Below are 18,152 nucleotides of genomic sequence, written 5' to 3'. Positions count from 1 at the left end.
ATTGATTTATAATATTTAAGGTTTATTCTAAAATTTAAAAGTTATTCTACTATATACTGTTCTTCCCAATAATAAAGTGTTATCATTTGGTACTCTTTGACCATTCACTATTGAAAAAAAAGTGTTTTTATTTTCTTCTCCTCTTTCATCAAAAACATTATCAACTCCTAGTTGCAGTGTCATTAAATCAAAGAAGGTTTTATCTACCGCTACATTAACTCGCATTTGAGAAGCAACAAAATCATCGTAATTATCAATAATCCCTCTACTACTATTAGTATCTGTTAATGCATACTTGCTTCTATATACCGCTCTAATATTTGCTGTAAAATCATGTTCGAAGTTTTCATAAAACAGCTTTAAGTTTGCTGTATGCTTTGATCGATTTGGTAATCCGAAATAATTCGACATTGTTAATTGTTCTGATGAAGATGTTGGAGTTCTTCTAAAAAACACTTTCCCTTCTTTTATCAAACGTTCTTGTTCTTTATCACCAGTATCTAAGAATTGGTATCCTCCTATTAACCTAAAATTGTTAGAAATTCTATAATTTACATCTACCTCTACTCCTTGAGTATATACCTCACTAATATTTCTATAAGAAAAAGTTCGAGTACCAGGAGATAATCCTAAATCAGCTGCAGACAATTGGGTATCGAAAGTATCTATCAGATCTTGAATATCATTTCTAAATAAATTAATCCCAATATTTAAGCTAGATAATGGCTTTAATTGAAAACCAAAATTATAGCCTATTGAATTTTCTGGTTTTAAATCTTTTTCAATATTATTAATACCTGTTGCATTTGGATATAAATCATGTAACGTTTGAGTTCCAAGAACTATATAACCACCAGATGAGTTTCTAAAGTTAAAATACAATTGACGGAAATCTGGAGCTTTAAACCCATAACCTACAGATCCTTTAGCTGTAACCCAACCGTTTATTTTATAGCTCGCCGAAAGTTTAGGTGAGAATGCAGATTTATATTCATTATGACTATCAAATCTAGCACCAGCTACAATATTTAAATTTTCTATTGGATTAAAATCATATTGACCAAAAACATATTGAGCTTCATATTTTTTATTTCCATCGAAAGCACTTCTTTCTAAAGCATCAAAATTTGCTCCTACTCCAGCTACAATTGTACCATAATCTCCAAATGAAACAGTAGTTTTGATTTCAGGTCTAAACAAACTTCTATTAAATAAATCTAAACTTCCATTAAAAATACTTTCTGTTTTATAGCGAGTTCCATAAAAAATATAATCTATATCCCACGAATCAGAAAGCTTATGAGAAACATTCGCATTAAAATTCCAATCAGTTTGTTTGTTATCTGAAGAAGGGGTATTCTGCTCTTGTTTATAATATCTACCTGCAACCAAAGCTTTTAGTTTATCAGAAAAATCATAACTCAATTGTAAATTTCCTGTAAAGTTTTGATGGGGATATGTTGTTTTAGAGTTTGGAGATTCAGGAGTTAAATCAAATCCACTACTTGAGTTCAAGTTAAGACCTGCTACAACTCCGAACTTATCTTTTTTAGCAACTATATTGGTATTGATATCCAATTCATTTCTAGCGCCACCTCTAGCTAACAATTGTAAATCCCCTTTAAATTGCCCTTCTTTTGGTTGTTCAGTAATAATATTTATAACTCCACCAATAGCTTCTGAACCGTATAAAGAAGACGACGGCCCTTTTACTATTTCTATCTGTTTAATATTGTTTACAGTAAGTCTTCGTAAGTCTATATTTCCAGATGTTCTACCTACAACTGGTACTCCATCAATTAATATTAACGTATAATCAGCAGCTACTCCTTGCAATTGAACTCCTTCTGAGTTTCCAAAGTCAGAAACCATTACAATTCCTGTTTGCTCTAACAATATATTTCTTAATCGAACAGAACCTGATTTCTGTAATTGTTTTTTAGAAATTAATGTCACAGGCATTGGCACAGAAGACAACTGTCTTTTAGTTCTAGTTGCAGTAACCACAACTTCATCTAATTTATTATCATCTTTTATACTATCTCTACTTTGTTCCTCTTGAGAGAAAACTACTACCCCCGTAAATACAAGTAGAAAAGTTAAAGTTTTATTTAGAAACATTCTTAATAATTTTCGGCAAATATATATAGTTATTTTTAACCAATCTAAATAAATTTTATATTTTTGTAAAAAATTTTTAAAAACATAATAAAACAAACAATGAGAAACTTATTCGTAGTAACTCTAATAACGTTTGCAGCATTTACTGTAAATGCACAAAGCAAAAAAAGTAAAGACTTAAAAGCCATTAAGAAAATGTGTGGTTGTTTTGAAGTGACTTTTAACTTTACTGAGACGTTCAACTATAGTAAAGATTCATTATACAAGCCGTCAAAAACTAAAATTGCAAAAGGTTTAGAATGGGCTGAATTAGTGGAAGATGAAAAAAACAAAATATCAATCCAACATTTATTACAAGTAGGAAACCCAGCAGAACCTTATATCGTTAAGCACTGGAGACAAGATTGGATGTACCAAAATCGTGACTTCTATATGTTTAATGGAGATAATAATTGGTTATACGTAAACAAACCAAAATCTGACGTTAAAAAACAATGGACACAAAAGGTATATCAAGTAGATGATAGTCCACGTTATGAAGGATCAGGTACTTGGGTTCATGTTGATGGAAAAAGCTATTGGGAAAATACTACTGATGCTCCATTACCAAGAAGAGAATACACTCAAAGAGCTGACTACAATGTTACCGAAAGAGGTAACCGTCATGAAATAACTGATTACGGTTGGGTTCACGATCAAGATAACAAGAAAGTAGTACGTAAAGCAGGAGAAAAAGATTTTGTTATTGCAAAAGAAAAAGGATACAATACTTATGTAAGAGTTCCAGACTCTCGTTGTCAAGCTGCTCAAGATTGGTGGAAAAAGAACCAAGCTAAGTGGCAATCGGTTAGAAACAAATGGTCTGAAGTTTATGGAAGAAATAAAGACCTATCTTTGAAAGCTAAAGTTGATAATAAAGCGTTATTCAAACACCTTTATTCTGAAAAGCTTAAAGAAGACGAAATGAATAACATTATAGAGTCATTTGTAAAAAAATAATCTAAATGAAATCATTAAATATTAAATTACTACTGAGTTTATTCTTAATAAGCTCAGTAGTTTTTGCTCAAAACACAAACATCTTTTTAAAAAGAGATTTTTGGAAAACTAAACCTTCTATTGACCAAGTTGAACAAAAAATTAAAGAAGGTAACAGTGCTACAAAACTAAACAGATATGGTTTTGATGCTGTTGTGTATGCTTTGTTAGAAAATGCAGATGAAAATGTAATTAAACATTTACTTAGCAAAAAAGGGAATGACGTTAATAAATTAACTCATGATGGTAGGACTTACATTTTTTGGGCTGCCTATAAAAACAATATGCCAATTGTAAACTATTTACTGAGCAACGGTGCTAAAACTGATGTCATTGATGATAAGGGATATTCACTACTAAACTTTGTTGCTGTTGCTGGTGTAACAAACACAAAACTGTATGATCTTTTAATTAGTAAGGGAGCTAACATCCTAAAAGATAAAACTCCTAAGGGAGCTAATGCTTTGTTATTAATTACTCCAAAATTAGAAGACTTTAAATTAGTAGACTATTTCACTAAAAAAGGGTTAAATATTAATTCTACCGATAAAGATGGTAATGGTGCTTTTAATTATACTGCTCAATCTGGTAATAAAAAAATGCTAGAATTACTGATTAAAAAAGGATTACCATATAAAACATTGAATAAAAAAGGTGGAAACGCAATGTTATTTGCAACCAGAGGTTCTAGAAGAGGTTATAACTCATTAGACTATTTTAAATATTTAGAAGATTTAGGAATCAATCCAAACATTACTAATAAAGAAGGTACTACTCCTTTACACAATTTATCATATAGAAATAAAGATATAGCAACTTACGAGTATTTTATTGGTAAAGGTGTAGATGTAAACCAAGCTAATAAAGAAGGAAATACTCCTTTATTAAATGCTTCTGGAAGAAACTCTATAGAAGTCATAAAATTATTAGCCGACAAAACGAAAAATATTAATCATGCTAATAAGGACGGTAAATCTGCTTTAACTTACGCTTTAAGAAACAAACCTGAAATAGTTGATTATTTTATATCAAAAGGCTCTGATGTTACTATAGTTGACAAAAAAGGAAATAACTTAAACTACTATTTATTCAAAACATTTAATCCTAAAGACAAAGAGGAGTTTTCTAAAAAACTAAATGCTTTAAAATCTAAAGGGTTAGATATTGAAAAAACTCAAAAAGACGGAAATACTTTATATCATTTAGCTGTAGATAAGCAAAGCATTCCAATGTTAGATTTTATTAAAGAATATAAAATTAATGTTAATGCAAAAAATAACAAAGGTTTAACAGCATTACAAAAAGCGGTTATGACAGCTAAAAATGATAAGATTATCAAACACTTAGTATCATTAGGCGCAAATAAATCTGTAAAAACAGATTTTGATGAAACCTTATATGACTTAGCTAAAGAAAACGAAGCGTTAAAAAATATCGATATTAGCTTTTTGAAATAAACAATTGAATTAAAAAAATGATAAAAAAATTTTCAATACTTTTTATAGTAGCATTTGGAATAATTGCATTTACTACCCCAGACAGTAGTAAATACAAATGTATGATTCAAATGAAGAATTATGACGGTGAGGGAGCCTATATTGTCATTTCATTATTAAATCCTAAAGGAGAATATGAAAAAACTTTATATGTTCAAGGAGATGATCAAGAATGGTATCATGATATTACAGAATGGTGGAGTTTTCATGGTAAAGTACGCTCAAATATTGATGCTATAACTGGTGCAACAATAAGCGGAGGAAATAGAGCTATTAGTATTATTGAAATTCCTAATGATAAGATTAATAAAGGATATAAAATTCGTTTTGAATCTGCTGTAGAAGATCAAGAATACTATAAAGACGATGTAGAATTTGATCTAAATTCAGAAAATATTAAAAGTAAAATTGAAGGTAACGGTTTCATACGTTACGTTCGTATGATACCACAATAATAGTACAACAAAATGATTACTTCAATTTGGAGATATAGCCATCTAACTTTGGCTATATCTTCTTTTGCTTTTATAGTTATAGCTTCATTAACAGGTATAATTTTAGCTTTCGAACCTATTTCGAATCAGTTAAAACCTTATGCTATACAAAACACCGATGAGATTACAATTGCCCAAACCATTAACTCTTTAAAAAAAGAGTATGATGAAATTATTGATTTAAAAATTGACGATAATAATTTTATAATTGCATCTGTGGTCACTAAAAATGGTGATAATAGCACTTTTTACATCAATCCAATTACAGGTAAAAAAATTAGTAATATTGTAAAAAGAGCTACTATTTATAAATGGACTACTAACTTACATAGATCTCTTTTTCTAAAATCTACAGGTCGTTTTTTAGTCGCCCTTTTCTCTTTTCTTCTATTATTAATTACTATTACTGGAAGCATTCTTATTATTAAAAGACAAGGAGGAGTTAAAAACTTTTTCACTAAAGTTGTTCGAGAAAATTTCGCACAAGATTATCATGTTATTTTAAGTAGATATGCTTTAATACCTATTATAATTATTACACTTACAGGAGTATATTTATCCTTAGAGAAGTTTTCTTTACTTCCAAAATCTAAAACTTCTCATAACATTGATTTTTCTAAAACAAAAGATGCTCAAAAAATTAGTTCTGAAAACTTTCCTTTTTTTAAAGAAACCAAGCTAAACGAATTAGAAAGTATAGAGTTTCCTTTTTCCGATGATGAAGAAGATTATTTTATAGTAAAACTACATAACAAAGAACTATACATACATCAGTATACTGGAGATATTATAAGTACCAAAAAAGCATCTTTAACTCATATATTATCTAGCTGGAGTTTATTCCTACATACAGGACGTGGTACTATCTTATGGTCTATCACTTTATTACTCTCTTGTATCGCTATAATATTCTTTGTTTATTCTGGTTTTGCTATTACCTTAAAAAGAAGAACAAAAAGCTCTTTACCTAAAAATAAATTCAATAAAAACAATGCTGAATTTATCATACTAGTAGGTTCTGAAACAGGAAACACTTATAGTTTTGCTGCTTCTATATATAAAGCTTTAGCAGCAAGTCAGAAAACTGTTTTTGTAGATTATTTAAATAACTATACTACTTACAAAAGCGTCAAACAACTAATCATTTTAACTTCAACTTATGGAGAAGGTGCTCCGCCTATTAACGCAAGTTCCTTTTTAAAATTGGCAAAAAAAGTTAAGCAGAAAAATTCAATTGATTATGCTATTGTTGGTTTTGGTTCTTTAGCCTACCCTAATTATTGTCAATTTGCAATTGATATTGAAAATACACTACAAGAGCTTGCTAATTTTAAAGCTGTTATCCCATTATATAAAATAAACAACCAGAATTTTACAGATTTTAAAACTTGGGGACTACAATGGAGTGCTAGTACAAAAGTAAATCTCGATTTAAAACAAGAAGCTAAAAAGCTAAAAAAACAACTAGACTTTACAGCTGTTGATAAAACAGAACTAAATAAAGACGATTCTTTTCTTATAAGATTAAAACCTAGTAAAAAATTGAATTTTGTTTCTGGAGATTTGCTTTCTATAACCCCTAGCATAGATAATGTTGAAAGATTATATTCAATAGGAAAAATTGAAAATGATGTTTTATTAAGTATTAAAAAACATGATTTAGGTGTATGTTCTAATTTACTTTTAAACTTAAATAAAAATGAAGCTATTTTGGCTTCTATCCAACAAAATAAATCTTTTCATTTTCCTAAAAAGAATAAAGAGGTTGTACTTATAGCTAATGGAACTGGTATTGCTCCTTTTCTAGGAATGCTCAACAATAATACTAACACACATTTATTTTGGGGAGGAAGAACTTCTGAGTCTTTAACCATGTATAAACCATATTTACAAAATACTAATATGTATACAGCTTATTCTCAAGAAGGTAAAAAACAATATGTACAAGATTTAATTTCTGTAGAAAGTAAACTAATTATTTCTGTTTTAAAAAATAAAGGCACTATTATGATCTGTGGCTCTATTGCTATGATGAATGCTGTATTAAAAGTATTGGAAAACCTAACTTTAACTGAATTGAACACTCCTATTGAAAAGTTTCAGAAAAACCATCAGATAAAAACCGACTGTTATTAATAATTAGGTTTACGGTAAAACCTTACTTTTATTACGGTTTTATAAATCTTTGTAAATATCTTTTTAAGTATGTTTGAAAAACTTAAAACTAATCAACATGCTTAAAACAATTTCTAACTTAGGAAGTGTACTTAACAAATCAGAACAAAAATCAGTAAAAGGAAGTGGTGGCCCAAACGGTGAAATTCATTGTCCAAATTACTGTCCAAAGTATTTACCTTATTCTTGTCTTTGCGATTGGGGCGGAGGTCATTAAAAAAATAAAAGCGAACTTAGGTTCGCTTTTTTATTTTGATATATTTTTCAAAAAGAGATAAAGCATTTATAATGCTAACAATTATAAAAATTATAGGCAATAAAAAAGTTAATACTCTCTCAAAAACACTTACATCATCTCCAAATTTAAACTCTATAAGAAATATCAATATTTTTATAGCAAAAAAATTGGTTATCAATAATGTTATAAACACAAAACTTTTTAATAAAAAATATATTTTATTTTTTTTAAGTTTTAAATCTGTATATGCTACCATGTACACATATGCTAAAAACACAATTAATAACGAAAAATAATCTTCTACTGGCGGATTAAACTCATGACCACTAGCAAAGTACACAAGAAAGTAAATCCCAATACCACCTACAAGCATCATTAAATAAATCCATCGGGCTGCTGAAGAGTACTTTTTAATCATTACCTCTAGATAATGTATTGATTTTTCCATAACAATTTTAATTTCATTTAAATATAAAAATAATCTTTTTCCTCATTGATAATTATTATTTTGTATTCAAATCCATTAAAGATTTCTTTATCAAACTTTTTGTCTCATCCACCAATCTAACCTCATCTAAATCAACCACATTCATAGTAATTAAATCTTTAGTAACGAGACGAATTTTCCCTTTTTCTTTATAAACCCTTTCAATATTCGCCAGTGGTATCTTATGTTTAACCTCTAATTCATTAGTTCTATATACTAAATATTCTTCATCTATTTTTATGAATAAATCTTTAGATTCTTTTGTAAATTTTAAAGAACTAAATATCAAAAACAGTCCAACTAAAATTCCCATTGGTTTATCCCAATCTCCAGGAAATTGATAAATAAAATCATTGGTTTTTAAAAAGACTAACAATTGATAACTAAAAGCCATAACAAGAAAAACTCCTGTTAAAAAAAGTATTCTCATCTTTCCTGATCCTTTTCTTATAATATACTTCATTTCTTACGTTTTTAAAGAGCTATTACAGCGATTAATAAAAGTTAAAAAACACACAAACAAAATCATAAAACACTACATAACAAACACTTAAAACTACCTCTATTTTCTTTCCAAATAAAAAAAACTTTGTAAAGTTATTTTTTTTTCTTTATTTTTATAAAGCAATGAGGTCGAAATTATTAGTATTCGGTCCCCTGATTGAAATAACGTATTGAAGTTTTTATTATATCTAATTTTTGCCATCGAAATCAAAAAATTGATTTAGTTAAACTTCATAGAAATATTTATAGGTAGATAAATTTCTTATTGTTTAAGGGAAATAAGAAAGGGAGTTCGCCTTAAGTAAGATAAATAATTATCTTCCTCATTGCTTTTTCTATTCACCGCTCTCACTTTCTACTCATTTTCAGTTCATTTTATTAAAAAAGCAATTCATCTCTACTTTACTACTTATTGTCTAATTTTTAATTTCACAAGGCTTTTCCATACTATCTTTACCATATAATTTAGAAATTCATTATAGGTTATTTGGTTAGTTAGTTACAAAGAAGTGTCTTTTCGATGGCAGACACTTCTTTTTTTATTTAACTATATTATTTAATATTCTTTCTCCACAATTCACCATTCGTTCCTACTGCATAAACAATCCCATTAGCTATATAAACATCATTAAATATTATAGATTTTTTTGGCTGTTTTATATCCCAATCTTTTCCACTATTTTTACTCACAAAGACATTTCCTGTAAGATCTGTTAATACAATTTGTTCATTATTCACATATAATCCTCTTAACGCCCCAGATGTTATCGATGGTTTTTCATAAACTATTTTAAAAGTAGCACCTCCGTCATCACTTTTAGATAAATAACTATTAGAAAGTGCATATAAAGTTTTCGCGTTTACTACAGTAAGATTAAAAAAGTCGTCAAATGTATTTTTTCCTCCAGTAGGTTTTGCTGTACCTTCTACAGCCACTGTCCAAGTTTTACCTTTATCGGTTGTTTTTAAAATTCTACCCGAATACCAAGAAGACAAATAACCGGTATCACCTATAAAGCCAGCAGACGTATAAAAACCAGTATGTGGACTCTTATAAACCTCTGTCCATGTTGTTCCATCATCAGTTGAACGATAAACAGTTCCTGCAAAAGAAGAATTACTTCCCCCTATCATCACATCTTCACTAGCATAATAACAGTAGTAACTTGAAGTAGTATTAACCACCTTCCAGTTCTTTCCTCCATCGGTAGTAGATAGACCATTAATTACCCCTTTATTTTTTCCATTAAAACTAATAGAAACCAAATCATAAGTAACTCCTGATGGAATTTCCGTCCAATCATTCCCCCCATTTTCTGTTTTAAATAACTTCCCTTTATTCCCTATTATAAAACCTTCAGAGTTATTTATAAAATGAATTTTATTTAAGTTTTCAGTTGTACTAATATCTAATTTCTCCCATTCTTTTGATATCGAATCAAAACTATTATTAGGGACAATTTCAGTGTCTTTATCACAAGATTGTAAGACAAAAACAAAAGTGAAAAACGATAACATCTTTAAAACATATTTCATATCAAATCATTTATAATTAATATTCATATAAAGATTCACACAAAAAATACCCTACCTCCCAATAGGAAAAAATATTTTAAAAACCACTTATTCAACACCACAGACCTAAAATCTACGTTACTTTACAAGCCTTCAAGAAAAATCAATTACGAATTCTAATTTATTCCAAACGAATTCTAATTAACTCAAAATTACTGCTTCTTTCTCTTCTAAATTTGATCATATAAAACAAAAATTATGTGGTCAAACAATAGCTATTCATCAATCTTAAAAATGTATTTAAATAAATACAACAGTTTAAAATTACAGGTAAACAACGATGGACTTATTGCTTCTATAGAAAAGCAAGAAAACGGTAGATGGATTAACGATCGAAACTTACCTAACATTTTAAACAAACTATCAAACGATTTTAATTTAGAAAGAAATGTAACCATCATATTACAGCAATAACATATTAACCTAAAAAACAAGAACCTATGAAACAAAAGATTTTTAAAGTAGGAACAGTAATAGGATTATTACTACTTACAGGATTTTTCACTAGTTGTGAAGAGAAGAAAACGAATACAAAACTAGAGTTGGGAAACATTGCAAAAAAAGAAGAAATAATTAAGAAAATTTATAAAAAACCTAGAAACCCCATTGTATTTATTACAGGTTATGATAAAGGACAAAATAAATTTTATAACAATGCTCGTACATATTTTAAGGAAAAGAAATATCAAATTGTAAACGACATGTATTCTTTAGAAGAAATTATAGGTTGGATGAATTCTAATGTTACTGAAAAGCCTTATGGAGAAATTCACATTGTAAACTACAACAATCCATTAAAAGGACTTAGTTTAGAAACTACTATTAACGGAGAAAAAGTTACAACAGATGCTCTCCAAACAGCCATTAATCAAAGTAAATTGCCTAAAATTAATAAAGGAATAAATGCAAATAGTAAAATCGTGTTTCATTCTAATGGAGTTGGTAACAACGAAGAACTTTTAAACACTTTAAAGTTATCGTTTAAATCTGATGAAATGCCACAAATATTAGCTTCTCCATACTTTAATGTTTTTGGAGGTGAATTCACCAATCATTTTTTAGCTAAACCTTACTATGTATTTTATCCTACAGCTCACTCACCAGGAAAAGTAGATTTATCTAAAGAAATTGCAAAAAAATATCCTAATGAAAAAGAAATTGATTGGTTTAGTGCTTTAACAAATGAAAGAGAACGTTATATAGGTGAACCTTATACAAAACAGTTTAATATTCCAATAATGTGGGAATTAGACTATGAAAATTCTGATGACGATGTTCCAACATTTGTAATGCAAGAAGAGCTAATGGATTTTATTGCTGGTGATGTAGACTTAATAACAGATGTAAAAAAACTAAACATCCCTATTGAAAAATTTAGATGGACTTATACTGTTAAAAACAATAAGCTAATTATAAAAGGAAAAGCCTCAGTTTTATGTGTGTTAAAACCTTTAACTAAACCTTATGGAGATTTAGAACACATAAAGCCAGACACAAATAATAAACGCTTATACGCTATGAAATAATTGAATAATGTTTAATAATTCTTAAAAAGTAACTGTTTAATTTGAGCAGTTACTTTTTTACTGTAAGTTTGTTTCTATGAAGTTTTATAAATTAATACTTTTCATCCTTTTTTTTCTAACAGTAACTAAGACAGTTGCTCAACTAAACTCTTTAAAAAATTATACCTTAAACGACGGATTACCTAGTTTAAAAATTAACGATATAACACAAGATAACACAGGCCATTTATGGTTTGCTACCGACAAAGGAATTATTCGTTTTGACGGAAATGATTTTACTAATTATACTACCAAAAACAATTTAATTTCTAACAAAACGCAAATTGTTTCTAAAAAAAACAATACTCTTTTAATTGGAACCAATAAAGGTTTAAGCATTAAAACCTATAATAAGTTTATAAACTTTGAGAGCAAGAGAATCAATTGTATATTAAAAACACCTGAACACACTTTTTTAGGAACTAACAAAGGAATTTTAAGAGTACGTGAAGATTTCCTATCCCCTATTCGAACCAATTTTCAAATCGATTTAAATAGTATTAACGATTTAGAATTCGATGGTACTTTCTTTTGGATTGCAACGAACAAAGGTTTATGGAAACTTGATAGATTAATTAATCCTACTATTTTAAAAAGAATAGATTTAGGAAATTACACCTCTATATTAATTGACAATAAAAATGTAATCACTTCCACCTATAAAAATGGTCTTAAAATTGTAAAAAACGACAAAGCAGAATCTCTTAGTAACTCTCCTAAAAAAATAAATGATATTGTAAAAATAGATAATGAATTATGGATTGTTTCAAAAGACGAAGGAATAGAAATACTTGACCAAAATTATTCTTTTATCAAACGTATAAACAAATATAACACTCTAAAAACAAACCAAATAAATACTGTTTTTCAAGATATTCAAAAAAACATATGGATTGCTACCAATAATCATGGTATCTATAAATTTACTAGAAATAACAACTCTCCAATAAAACCTAAAATAGCTTTCCAAAACATCGAAGTTGTTTACCAACCTATTGACTCTATTGATATTAACAACTATACTAACACATTACAATTAAAACCTGATCAAAACCACATATCTTTTACTTATAAAACAGCAAATATTAATGCTCCTAAAAAAGTAAAATACCGCTATAAATTAAATGATAAGTTTAGCCCATGGACATTTAACTCTTCTATAAATTTAGCTAATTTAAATTCTGGAGATTATAATTTCTCAATACAATCAAAAGTTAATGGGTTAGAAAGTGACCCTGTAAAATTTCATTTTTATATTGATAAACCTCTTTATCAAAAAAGCTGGTTCCAACAGCTGAGTGCTGCTATAATTATATTAGTATTAACGAGCATTATTATTAATTACATCAGAAGAATAAAGAGAAAAAACAAAGCTAAAGTTGAAAAACTAGAGTTAAAAAATCACTTATTATCATTGGAACAGAAAGCATTACAGCTACAAATGAATCCTCATTTTATTTTCAATGTTTTAAACGGAATAAAAGCTCTAGGAAATTCTGGAAAATCTACTGAACTTAATGTAACTATTAGCAAATTTGCGACTCTCTTACGTGGTGTATTGCACAATTCAAGGCAAGAAGAAGTTAATCTAAAGGAAGAAATTGCCATACTTAAAAACTACATAGAGTTAGAACAACAAATGAGCTCAAATCCTTTTGAATATGTTATAAATACAAATTTTGAATTTGATTCAGAAGAAATATTGATTCCACCAATGCTTATTCAACCATTTATAGAAAATAGCATTAAACATGGAATTAAAAGCATAGCAAATGGTCTTATTACTATTAACTTTTCTACTCAAAAAGACTTTTTACTTTGTGCTATTATTGACAATGGAATAGGAATTAATCAATCTAAGAAAAACAAAAAAAACACCAATCATAATTCAATTGCTATAAAAGTAACGGAAGAACGTATAAAAGCTTTATCGAAAAAAAGTAAATTTAGCATTGAAGAAGTTACTGAAAATAATTTAGTTAGAGGAACTAAAGTGTTTTTTAAAATACCTTTAAAAACTGACTTTTAAAATGGAAAAATTGACTGCAATAATTGTTGACGATATGCCTTCTGCATTAGAACTATTACAAAATGACATTAATAGCCAACATTCAGAAATAGAAATAATCGGAACAGCAAAAAGTGTAGTAGAAGCTTCTAAATTATTGCGTAAACAACAACCAGATATTCTTTTTTTAGATATAATGTTAGGAGATGGAACTGGCTTTGATGTTTTAGAAATTCATCCAGATTTATCTTCAAAAATAATCTTCGTTACCGCTAGTGACGAATATGCTATTAAGGCTTTTAAATTTGCTGCTATAGATTATGTTTTAAAGCCTTATTCAAATGAAGATTTATCTAACGCTATAAGTAAAGCTAAAAATCAAATTACACCCGATAAAGAGCAATTAACGGTACTACAACAATCTATAAAACAACCTAATTTACACCCAAAAAAGATTTCTTTAAACACTTCTGACAAAATTGTTGTTGTTAATTTAATGGATATTGTTAGATGTAAAGCCGACAATAATTACACGGAATTTTTTATGAATGATGGTCAGAAAATACTAGTAGGAAAAACATTAAAATATTACGCTGATATGCTCAAAGATTTAGGATTCCTACGTGTTCACCAAAGTCATTTAGTTAATTTACAATACATTAAGGAATTTATAAAATCTGATGGAGGCTATTTAGTTTTAAAAAATAAAACTACGGTTCCCGTTTCTGTTAGAAAAAAGAACGAAGTTATTGCTGTTTTAGAAAGGATTTGATCTTCAATAAAAAGAAGCAAAAAATAATAATCCTCAAAAGGATTTTCCCTTAAATTACACGTATTTTAATCTTTTTGTTAAATTTTTATTAAAATTTTCTTTATTTTAGTAGAACAAACTAGAATGAGATATGGTTGCACTAAAACCTGAAAGGGGCAGATTATTAATTGCAGAACCTGCTATTTTAAATGATAGTTCTTTTAAAAGAGCTATTATTTTGCTTACAGAACATACTGAAAGTAGTTCGGTTGGATTTATATTAAATAGACCTTTAAACTACACTCTAAACGACTTAGTACCTGAAATAGACTGTGATTTCACTGTATATCAAGGAGGTCCTGTAGAACAAGACAATTTGTACTTTATACACAAAGTACCTCATTTAATACCTAATAGTATTGAAGTGGCTAATGGTATCTTTTGGGGAGGGAATTTTGAACTTTTAAAAGAGCTACTTAATAATAATCTTTTAGAACCAACAGACATTCGTTTCTTCTTAGGATATTCTGGTTGGGGAGTAAATCAATTAGAAAACGAGCTTTTTTCCAACTCTTGGTTTGTATCAGAAAATGATTACAGAAATATTCTTTCAACCAACAACGAAACCTTTTGGAAAGATCAATTACTTCAAAAAGGTGGTAAATATAAAATTTGGGCTAATGCTCCTAGTGATGTTCAAATGAATTAACTCGCTGTAAGCATTAATACATTAAGATTACTTTTTAGTTTGTTTGTTATCTCAGAAACAAATTGTTTCTTTCTGTAATTAGTAACCGGCTGTATTCCTATGATTGCGTTGGTTATAAAAACTTCGTCTGCCTTCTGAATTTCGAATGGAGAAATTGAAGTTTCCTCAAGAGTATACTCTGGATGTTTTTCTACAATTTCAATAATCTTCTTTCTAAGAACACCTTTTATACATCCTTCTGTTAAAGCTGGAGTTTTAATAACCTTATTTTTTATGATAAAAATATTTCCATTAGTTGCCTCTACTACCCCTTTTCTTTCATTCAATAAAATACAATTATCTAAATCATTTTCCTCTGCAAAAACAGCTGATAATGTATTCAACATTCTATTGGTAGTTTTCACTGTAGATAATAATCCTGAGTAATTATAAAAGTCTTTAAATAAGTCTACTTTATAAACTGCTTTTTCAGTGTACTCTAACTCTTTTATTTCTATTAAATAATCTACTTCATTAGATTTAGGCGCATACAAACCTCCGTCTTTCCTATAAACTGTTAGTCGAACTCTATAAGTTTTGGTTCTTGCAAAGTTTTCAATAGTTTTTAAGATTTCATCTTGCAAAAACTCTAAAGTAAATTTCATCGGAATTTTCATTCTTAACATCCTCATAGAAGCCATTAACCTAAAATAATGATCTTCAAAGAAAACTACTTTTCCTTTTGATACTTTTATCGTTTCAAAAATAGCATCACCATATTTAAATGCTCTATTCTCACTTGAAAGTTGTAATTCGTTTTCAGAAATTATTTCTCCGTTAAAATTTATCATTCTTCAAAAATTTGACTGCAAAATTACGACTTAGGTAATTATTACACATAAAAAAACTCGACAAAATGTCGAGTTTTTTTATTGTTCTATATAAATATTAAGCACCTATGTTATGCTTTAAATTTTCTATTTGATTTTCCCATAACAATTTTGCTTCTTCAGCATCATCTTCATCGTCTGCGAAATCGGTAATAATAATCGCTACATCTTTGGTTAAAGGATCAACTTGTATTCTAAATTCAAAGTAACTTTCATCACCTTCGCTTTCTGTCCACTTAAATTTTATTAACTCATTATTTTTTTTGGTAACAATTTTGGCTTCTTCTTCAGAACCATCCCAAATAAAAGTCATTATTTTACCTCGAGAATTCACTCTATCAGCAAACCACTCTTCTAATCCTGAAGGAGTTGCTAAGCATTGATATAACATACTCGGAGAAGCATGCACAGGAAACTCTAATTCGAATTTTACTTTACTCATTTGTATTTTCTTAAAGTAGGCAAGATAGATATTTATTTTTTTAAAAAAAAATTACATTTTTCCATTGTTCAATTAAAAAGAAGTACTATATTTGCACCCGCAAACGGCGAGGTAGCTCAGTTGGTTAGAGCGCAGGATTCATAACCCTGAGGTCGGCAGTTCAAATCTGCTCTTCGCTACAAAAACTCAAACTTAATAAGTTTGAGTTTTTTTTTGTTTTATACTTTAGTATACATTTTAAAATGTGGCCCTACTTTTTCTACTGTAAACTCTTCTCCTACCTTCACAAATTTTAATTTTTCATAAAACATTGTTACCTCTTTACGAGCATTACACCACAAATATTTTATACCTCTTGTTTTTAACACCTTCACAGCCTCTTCAATTATTATTTTCCCAAAGCCTTTTCCTCTGACTTCAGGTAAAGTCGCCATTCCTCTCAATTGATAATGTTCCCCTTCTAAATCTTTTAAATTATTCTTTATAAACGTCGCTATAGTTACCAATTTTTCTTTATAGAAAACTCCTAAATGGAACGTATCCTCTTCTAAATCTTCCTTAAATTTATATGGTAAATCTATTCCTTTACGTAAAACCTCTAATCTTATTTTCGAAGTTTCTCCTGCTATTATTTTTTTTACCTCAATCATTATTTCAAACTCTTATAAATAGTTTCTCTTATTTCTTTTGCTGATATAAACCAACCTCCATATTCGTCTTTATACTCTTTAGTTATATCTTCATCATTAGAAACCTCTGTTAATGTTTTCCCTTTATCTATACTCTTCTGAACTCTATTTCTTAAAGTCACAAGCATTTTTTTATAAACCTTTAGTTCATCTTTAGTTGATAAACCTCGATGTCCTGGTATAATTACCGTTTTATCATTAGACATTAATAATACCTTATCTATAGAAGCAATATACCCATCAATACTTCCTCCACTATCTAAATCAATAAAAGGAAATTTTCCTTGAAAGTACGTATCCCCCATATGAATTACATTACTATTTAAAAAGTAAATGTGAGAATCGCCATCTGTATGAGCATTATGCACATGTGAAACAAGTATATTTTCACCGTTAATATGAAAATTCATGTCCTTCGTGTAAGTTATAACAGGTAGAGCTTCTTTGGAAGAAGCCTTTTTCAGCCTTCCTCTCACTTTTTGATCAGTACTCATTCTTTTTCGAACATTTTCTTGTGAAAAAATCAAAACATCATGTTTTTTCATATTTTCATTTCCACCAGTATGATCTCCATGCCAATGTGTATTCACTAAATATTTAATTGGTTTCTCCGATATTTCTTTAACCTTTGCTAAAATTTTATTGGTTAATGGCGCAAATTGATCATCAATCATAAAAACACTTTCATCTCCTATAAACAAACCTATATTACCACCTTGACCTTGTAGCATATATATATTGTTTGTTATTTTTTTAGCTGAAATTTTCACCCCTTTATTTTGTCCTTGAAAGTTAAAACTTACAAATAACAATAAGCTGAACAATACCACTTTTCGTAGTTTCCGTTTTATTTTCCCCATATGTTTATTATTATATTCCCTTTATAATTGCTACCAGTAAGTTACTATTTTATTTTTTAATAATAGTAATTTACCTACATATAAATCCATGCCTTTTATCCATTATTACAATTCAACGAATATAATTTTGC

At 28.5% G+C, this 18,152-nt stretch carries 18 protein-coding genes and 1 tRNA gene; 11 read left to right on the top strand and 8 right to left on the bottom strand.

Annotated elements, in window-relative coordinates:
- Window positions 1-27: 27 nt before the first annotated feature.
- Window positions 28-2,121 (bottom strand): TonB-dependent siderophore receptor, encoded by a 2,094-nt coding sequence (locus tag MHN29_RS03715; protein WP_235272821.1) that lies wholly within the window; start codon window positions 2,119-2,121, stop codon window positions 28-30.
- Between the two features lie 99 nt (window positions 2,122-2,220).
- Here MHN29_RS03715 and MHN29_RS03710 point away from each other — a divergent pair, with 99 nt between their 5' ends.
- The 5 genes from MHN29_RS03710 (at window position 2,221) to MHN29_RS03690 (ending at window position 7,541) form a co-directional block, all read left to right on the top strand.
- Window positions 2,221-3,120 (top strand): DUF6607 family protein, encoded by a 900-nt coding sequence (locus MHN29_RS03710; RefSeq protein WP_235272822.1) that lies wholly within the window; start codon window positions 2,221-2,223, stop codon window positions 3,118-3,120.
- A gap of 5 nt (window positions 3,121-3,125) precedes the next feature.
- Entirely contained in the window at window positions 3,126-4,616 is a 1,491-nt protein-coding gene (locus tag MHN29_RS03705; RefSeq protein WP_235272823.1) for an ankyrin repeat domain-containing protein, read from the top strand.
- A 17-nt stretch (window positions 4,617-4,633) separates the two neighbouring features.
- The gene (locus tag MHN29_RS03700) at window positions 4,634-5,110 is read left to right on the top strand and encodes a DUF2271 domain-containing protein (protein WP_235272824.1); all 477 of its coding nucleotides are present in this window, start codon (window positions 4,634-4,636) and stop codon (window positions 5,108-5,110) included.
- Between the two features lie 12 nt (window positions 5,111-5,122).
- The gene (locus MHN29_RS03695) at window positions 5,123-7,285 is read left to right on the top strand and encodes a PepSY domain-containing protein (RefSeq protein ID WP_235272825.1); all 2,163 of its coding nucleotides are present in this window, start codon (window positions 5,123-5,125) and stop codon (window positions 7,283-7,285) included.
- Window positions 7,286-7,382: 97 nt separating this feature from the next.
- On the top strand, window positions 7,383-7,541 hold the full coding sequence (locus MHN29_RS03690; RefSeq protein ID WP_175578699.1) for a hypothetical protein: 159 nt from the start codon (window positions 7,383-7,385) through the stop codon (window positions 7,539-7,541).
- A 16-nt stretch (window positions 7,542-7,557) separates the two neighbouring features.
- Here MHN29_RS03690 and MHN29_RS03685 read toward each other — a convergent pair whose 3' ends face one another.
- From MHN29_RS03685 to MHN29_RS03675, 3 genes are all read right to left on the bottom strand, one after another.
- Window positions 7,558-8,010: a hypothetical protein gene (locus tag MHN29_RS03685; protein ID WP_235272826.1), complete on the bottom strand. Its 453-nt coding sequence runs from the start codon at window positions 8,008-8,010 to the stop codon at window positions 7,558-7,560.
- A 55-nt stretch (window positions 8,011-8,065) separates the two neighbouring features.
- On the bottom strand, window positions 8,066-8,512 hold the full coding sequence (locus tag MHN29_RS03680) for a hypothetical protein (protein WP_235272827.1): 447 nt from the start codon (window positions 8,510-8,512) through the stop codon (window positions 8,066-8,068).
- A 593-nt stretch (window positions 8,513-9,105) separates the two neighbouring features.
- Complete coding sequence (locus tag MHN29_RS03675) at window positions 9,106-10,089, bottom strand: YCF48-related protein (RefSeq protein WP_235272828.1); 984 nt, start codon at window positions 10,087-10,089, stop codon at window positions 9,106-9,108.
- Window positions 10,090-10,326: 237 nt separating this feature from the next.
- On the opposite strand from MHN29_RS03675, the gene MHN29_RS03670 reads away from it, so the two are divergent.
- From MHN29_RS03670 to MHN29_RS03650, 5 genes are all read left to right on the top strand, one after another.
- Window positions 10,327-10,542, top strand: a complete 216-nt coding sequence (locus MHN29_RS03670; protein ID WP_150899794.1) for a hypothetical protein — start codon at window positions 10,327-10,329, stop codon at window positions 10,540-10,542.
- A 26-nt stretch (window positions 10,543-10,568) separates the two neighbouring features.
- A complete protein-coding gene (locus MHN29_RS03665) occupies window positions 10,569-11,654 on the top strand; it encodes a hypothetical protein (RefSeq protein ID WP_235272829.1) in 1,086 nt (361 codons plus the stop codon).
- A gap of 76 nt (window positions 11,655-11,730) precedes the next feature.
- A complete protein-coding gene (locus MHN29_RS03660; protein ID WP_235272830.1) occupies window positions 11,731-13,722 on the top strand; it encodes a histidine kinase in 1,992 nt (663 codons plus the stop codon).
- A gap of 1 nt (window position 13,723) precedes the next feature.
- Window positions 13,724-14,473: a LytTR family DNA-binding domain-containing protein gene (locus tag MHN29_RS03655; protein WP_235272831.1), complete on the top strand. Its 750-nt coding sequence runs from the start codon at window positions 13,724-13,726 to the stop codon at window positions 14,471-14,473.
- A gap of 130 nt (window positions 14,474-14,603) precedes the next feature.
- Complete coding sequence (locus MHN29_RS03650) at window positions 14,604-15,161, top strand: YqgE/AlgH family protein (protein ID WP_235272832.1); 558 nt, start codon at window positions 14,604-14,606, stop codon at window positions 15,159-15,161.
- Here the strand turns inward: MHN29_RS03650 and MHN29_RS03645 are convergent.
- Together MHN29_RS03645 and MHN29_RS03640 are read right to left on the bottom strand one after the other, a co-directional pair.
- Window positions 15,158-15,991, bottom strand: coding sequence for an aminotransferase class IV (locus tag MHN29_RS03645; RefSeq protein WP_235272833.1), 834 nt, complete (start codon window positions 15,989-15,991; stop codon window positions 15,158-15,160). The genes MHN29_RS03650 and MHN29_RS03645 overlap by 4 nt on opposite strands.
- 97 nt (window positions 15,992-16,088) lie before the next feature.
- Window positions 16,089-16,472, bottom strand: a complete 384-nt coding sequence (locus MHN29_RS03640) for an START-like domain-containing protein (protein WP_150899788.1) — start codon at window positions 16,470-16,472, stop codon at window positions 16,089-16,091.
- 105 nt (window positions 16,473-16,577) lie between these two features.
- Here MHN29_RS03640 and MHN29_RS03635 point away from each other — a divergent pair.
- Window positions 16,578-16,651, top strand: a tRNA-Met gene (locus tag MHN29_RS03635).
- Between the two features lie 39 nt (window positions 16,652-16,690).
- Here MHN29_RS03635 and MHN29_RS03630 read toward each other — a convergent pair.
- Entirely contained in the window at window positions 16,691-17,122 is a 432-nt protein-coding gene (locus MHN29_RS03630) for a GNAT family N-acetyltransferase (RefSeq protein ID WP_235272834.1), read from the bottom strand.
- On the bottom strand, window positions 17,122-17,892 hold the full coding sequence (locus MHN29_RS03625; RefSeq protein ID WP_235272835.1) for an MBL fold metallo-hydrolase: 771 nt from the start codon (window positions 17,890-17,892) through the stop codon (window positions 17,122-17,124). Before MHN29_RS03625 ends, MHN29_RS03630 begins: the two co-directional genes overlap by 1 nt.
- Between the last annotated feature and the right edge of the window lie 260 nt (window positions 17,893-18,152).

This window comes from Tenacibaculum sp. Cn5-46 (assembly GCF_022347705.1).
Taxonomy (GTDB): domain Bacteria; phylum Bacteroidota; class Bacteroidia; order Flavobacteriales; family Flavobacteriaceae; genus Polaribacter; species Polaribacter aiptasiae.
Note: the sequence above shows the minus strand (reverse complement) of the source record. Positions and strands in the feature narration are given on the sequence as shown.

Coding starts and splice junctions, on each gene's coding strand:
- MHN29_RS03645 (WP_235272833.1), bottom strand. CDS start 15,991: ATGATAAATTTTAACGGAGAAATAATTTCTGAAAACGAATTACAACTT.
- MHN29_RS03715 (WP_235272821.1), bottom strand. CDS start 2,121: ATGTTTCTAAATAAAACTTTAACTTTTCTACTTGTATTTACGGGGGTA.
- MHN29_RS03690 (WP_175578699.1), top strand. CDS start 7,383: ATGCTTAAAACAATTTCTAACTTAGGAAGTGTACTTAACAAATCAGAA.
- MHN29_RS03710 (WP_235272822.1), top strand. CDS start 2,221: ATGAGAAACTTATTCGTAGTAACTCTAATAACGTTTGCAGCATTTACT.
- MHN29_RS03695 (WP_235272825.1), top strand. CDS start 5,123: ATGATTACTTCAATTTGGAGATATAGCCATCTAACTTTGGCTATATCT.
- MHN29_RS03630 (WP_235272834.1), bottom strand. CDS start 17,122: ATGATTGAGGTAAAAAAAATAATAGCAGGAGAAACTTCGAAAATAAGA.
- MHN29_RS03655 (WP_235272831.1), top strand. CDS start 13,724: ATGGAAAAATTGACTGCAATAATTGTTGACGATATGCCTTCTGCATTA.
- MHN29_RS03670 (WP_150899794.1), top strand. CDS start 10,327: ATGTGGTCAAACAATAGCTATTCATCAATCTTAAAAATGTATTTAAAT.
- MHN29_RS03680 (WP_235272827.1), bottom strand. CDS start 8,512: ATGAAGTATATTATAAGAAAAGGATCAGGAAAGATGAGAATACTTTTT.
- MHN29_RS03660 (WP_235272830.1), top strand. CDS start 11,731: ATGAAGTTTTATAAATTAATACTTTTCATCCTTTTTTTTCTAACAGTA.
- MHN29_RS03650 (WP_235272832.1), top strand. CDS start 14,604: ATGGTTGCACTAAAACCTGAAAGGGGCAGATTATTAATTGCAGAACCT.
- MHN29_RS03700 (WP_235272824.1), top strand. CDS start 4,634: ATGATAAAAAAATTTTCAATACTTTTTATAGTAGCATTTGGAATAATT.
- MHN29_RS03675 (WP_235272828.1), bottom strand. CDS start 10,089: ATGAAATATGTTTTAAAGATGTTATCGTTTTTCACTTTTGTTTTTGTC.
- MHN29_RS03705 (WP_235272823.1), top strand. CDS start 3,126: ATGAAATCATTAAATATTAAATTACTACTGAGTTTATTCTTAATAAGC.
- MHN29_RS03685 (WP_235272826.1), bottom strand. CDS start 8,010: ATGGAAAAATCAATACATTATCTAGAGGTAATGATTAAAAAGTACTCT.
- MHN29_RS03625 (WP_235272835.1), bottom strand. CDS start 17,892: ATGCTACAAGGTCAAGGTGGTAATATAGGTTTGTTTATAGGAGATGAA.
- MHN29_RS03665 (WP_235272829.1), top strand. CDS start 10,569: ATGAAACAAAAGATTTTTAAAGTAGGAACAGTAATAGGATTATTACTA.
- MHN29_RS03640 (WP_150899788.1), bottom strand. CDS start 16,472: ATGAGTAAAGTAAAATTCGAATTAGAGTTTCCTGTGCATGCTTCTCCG.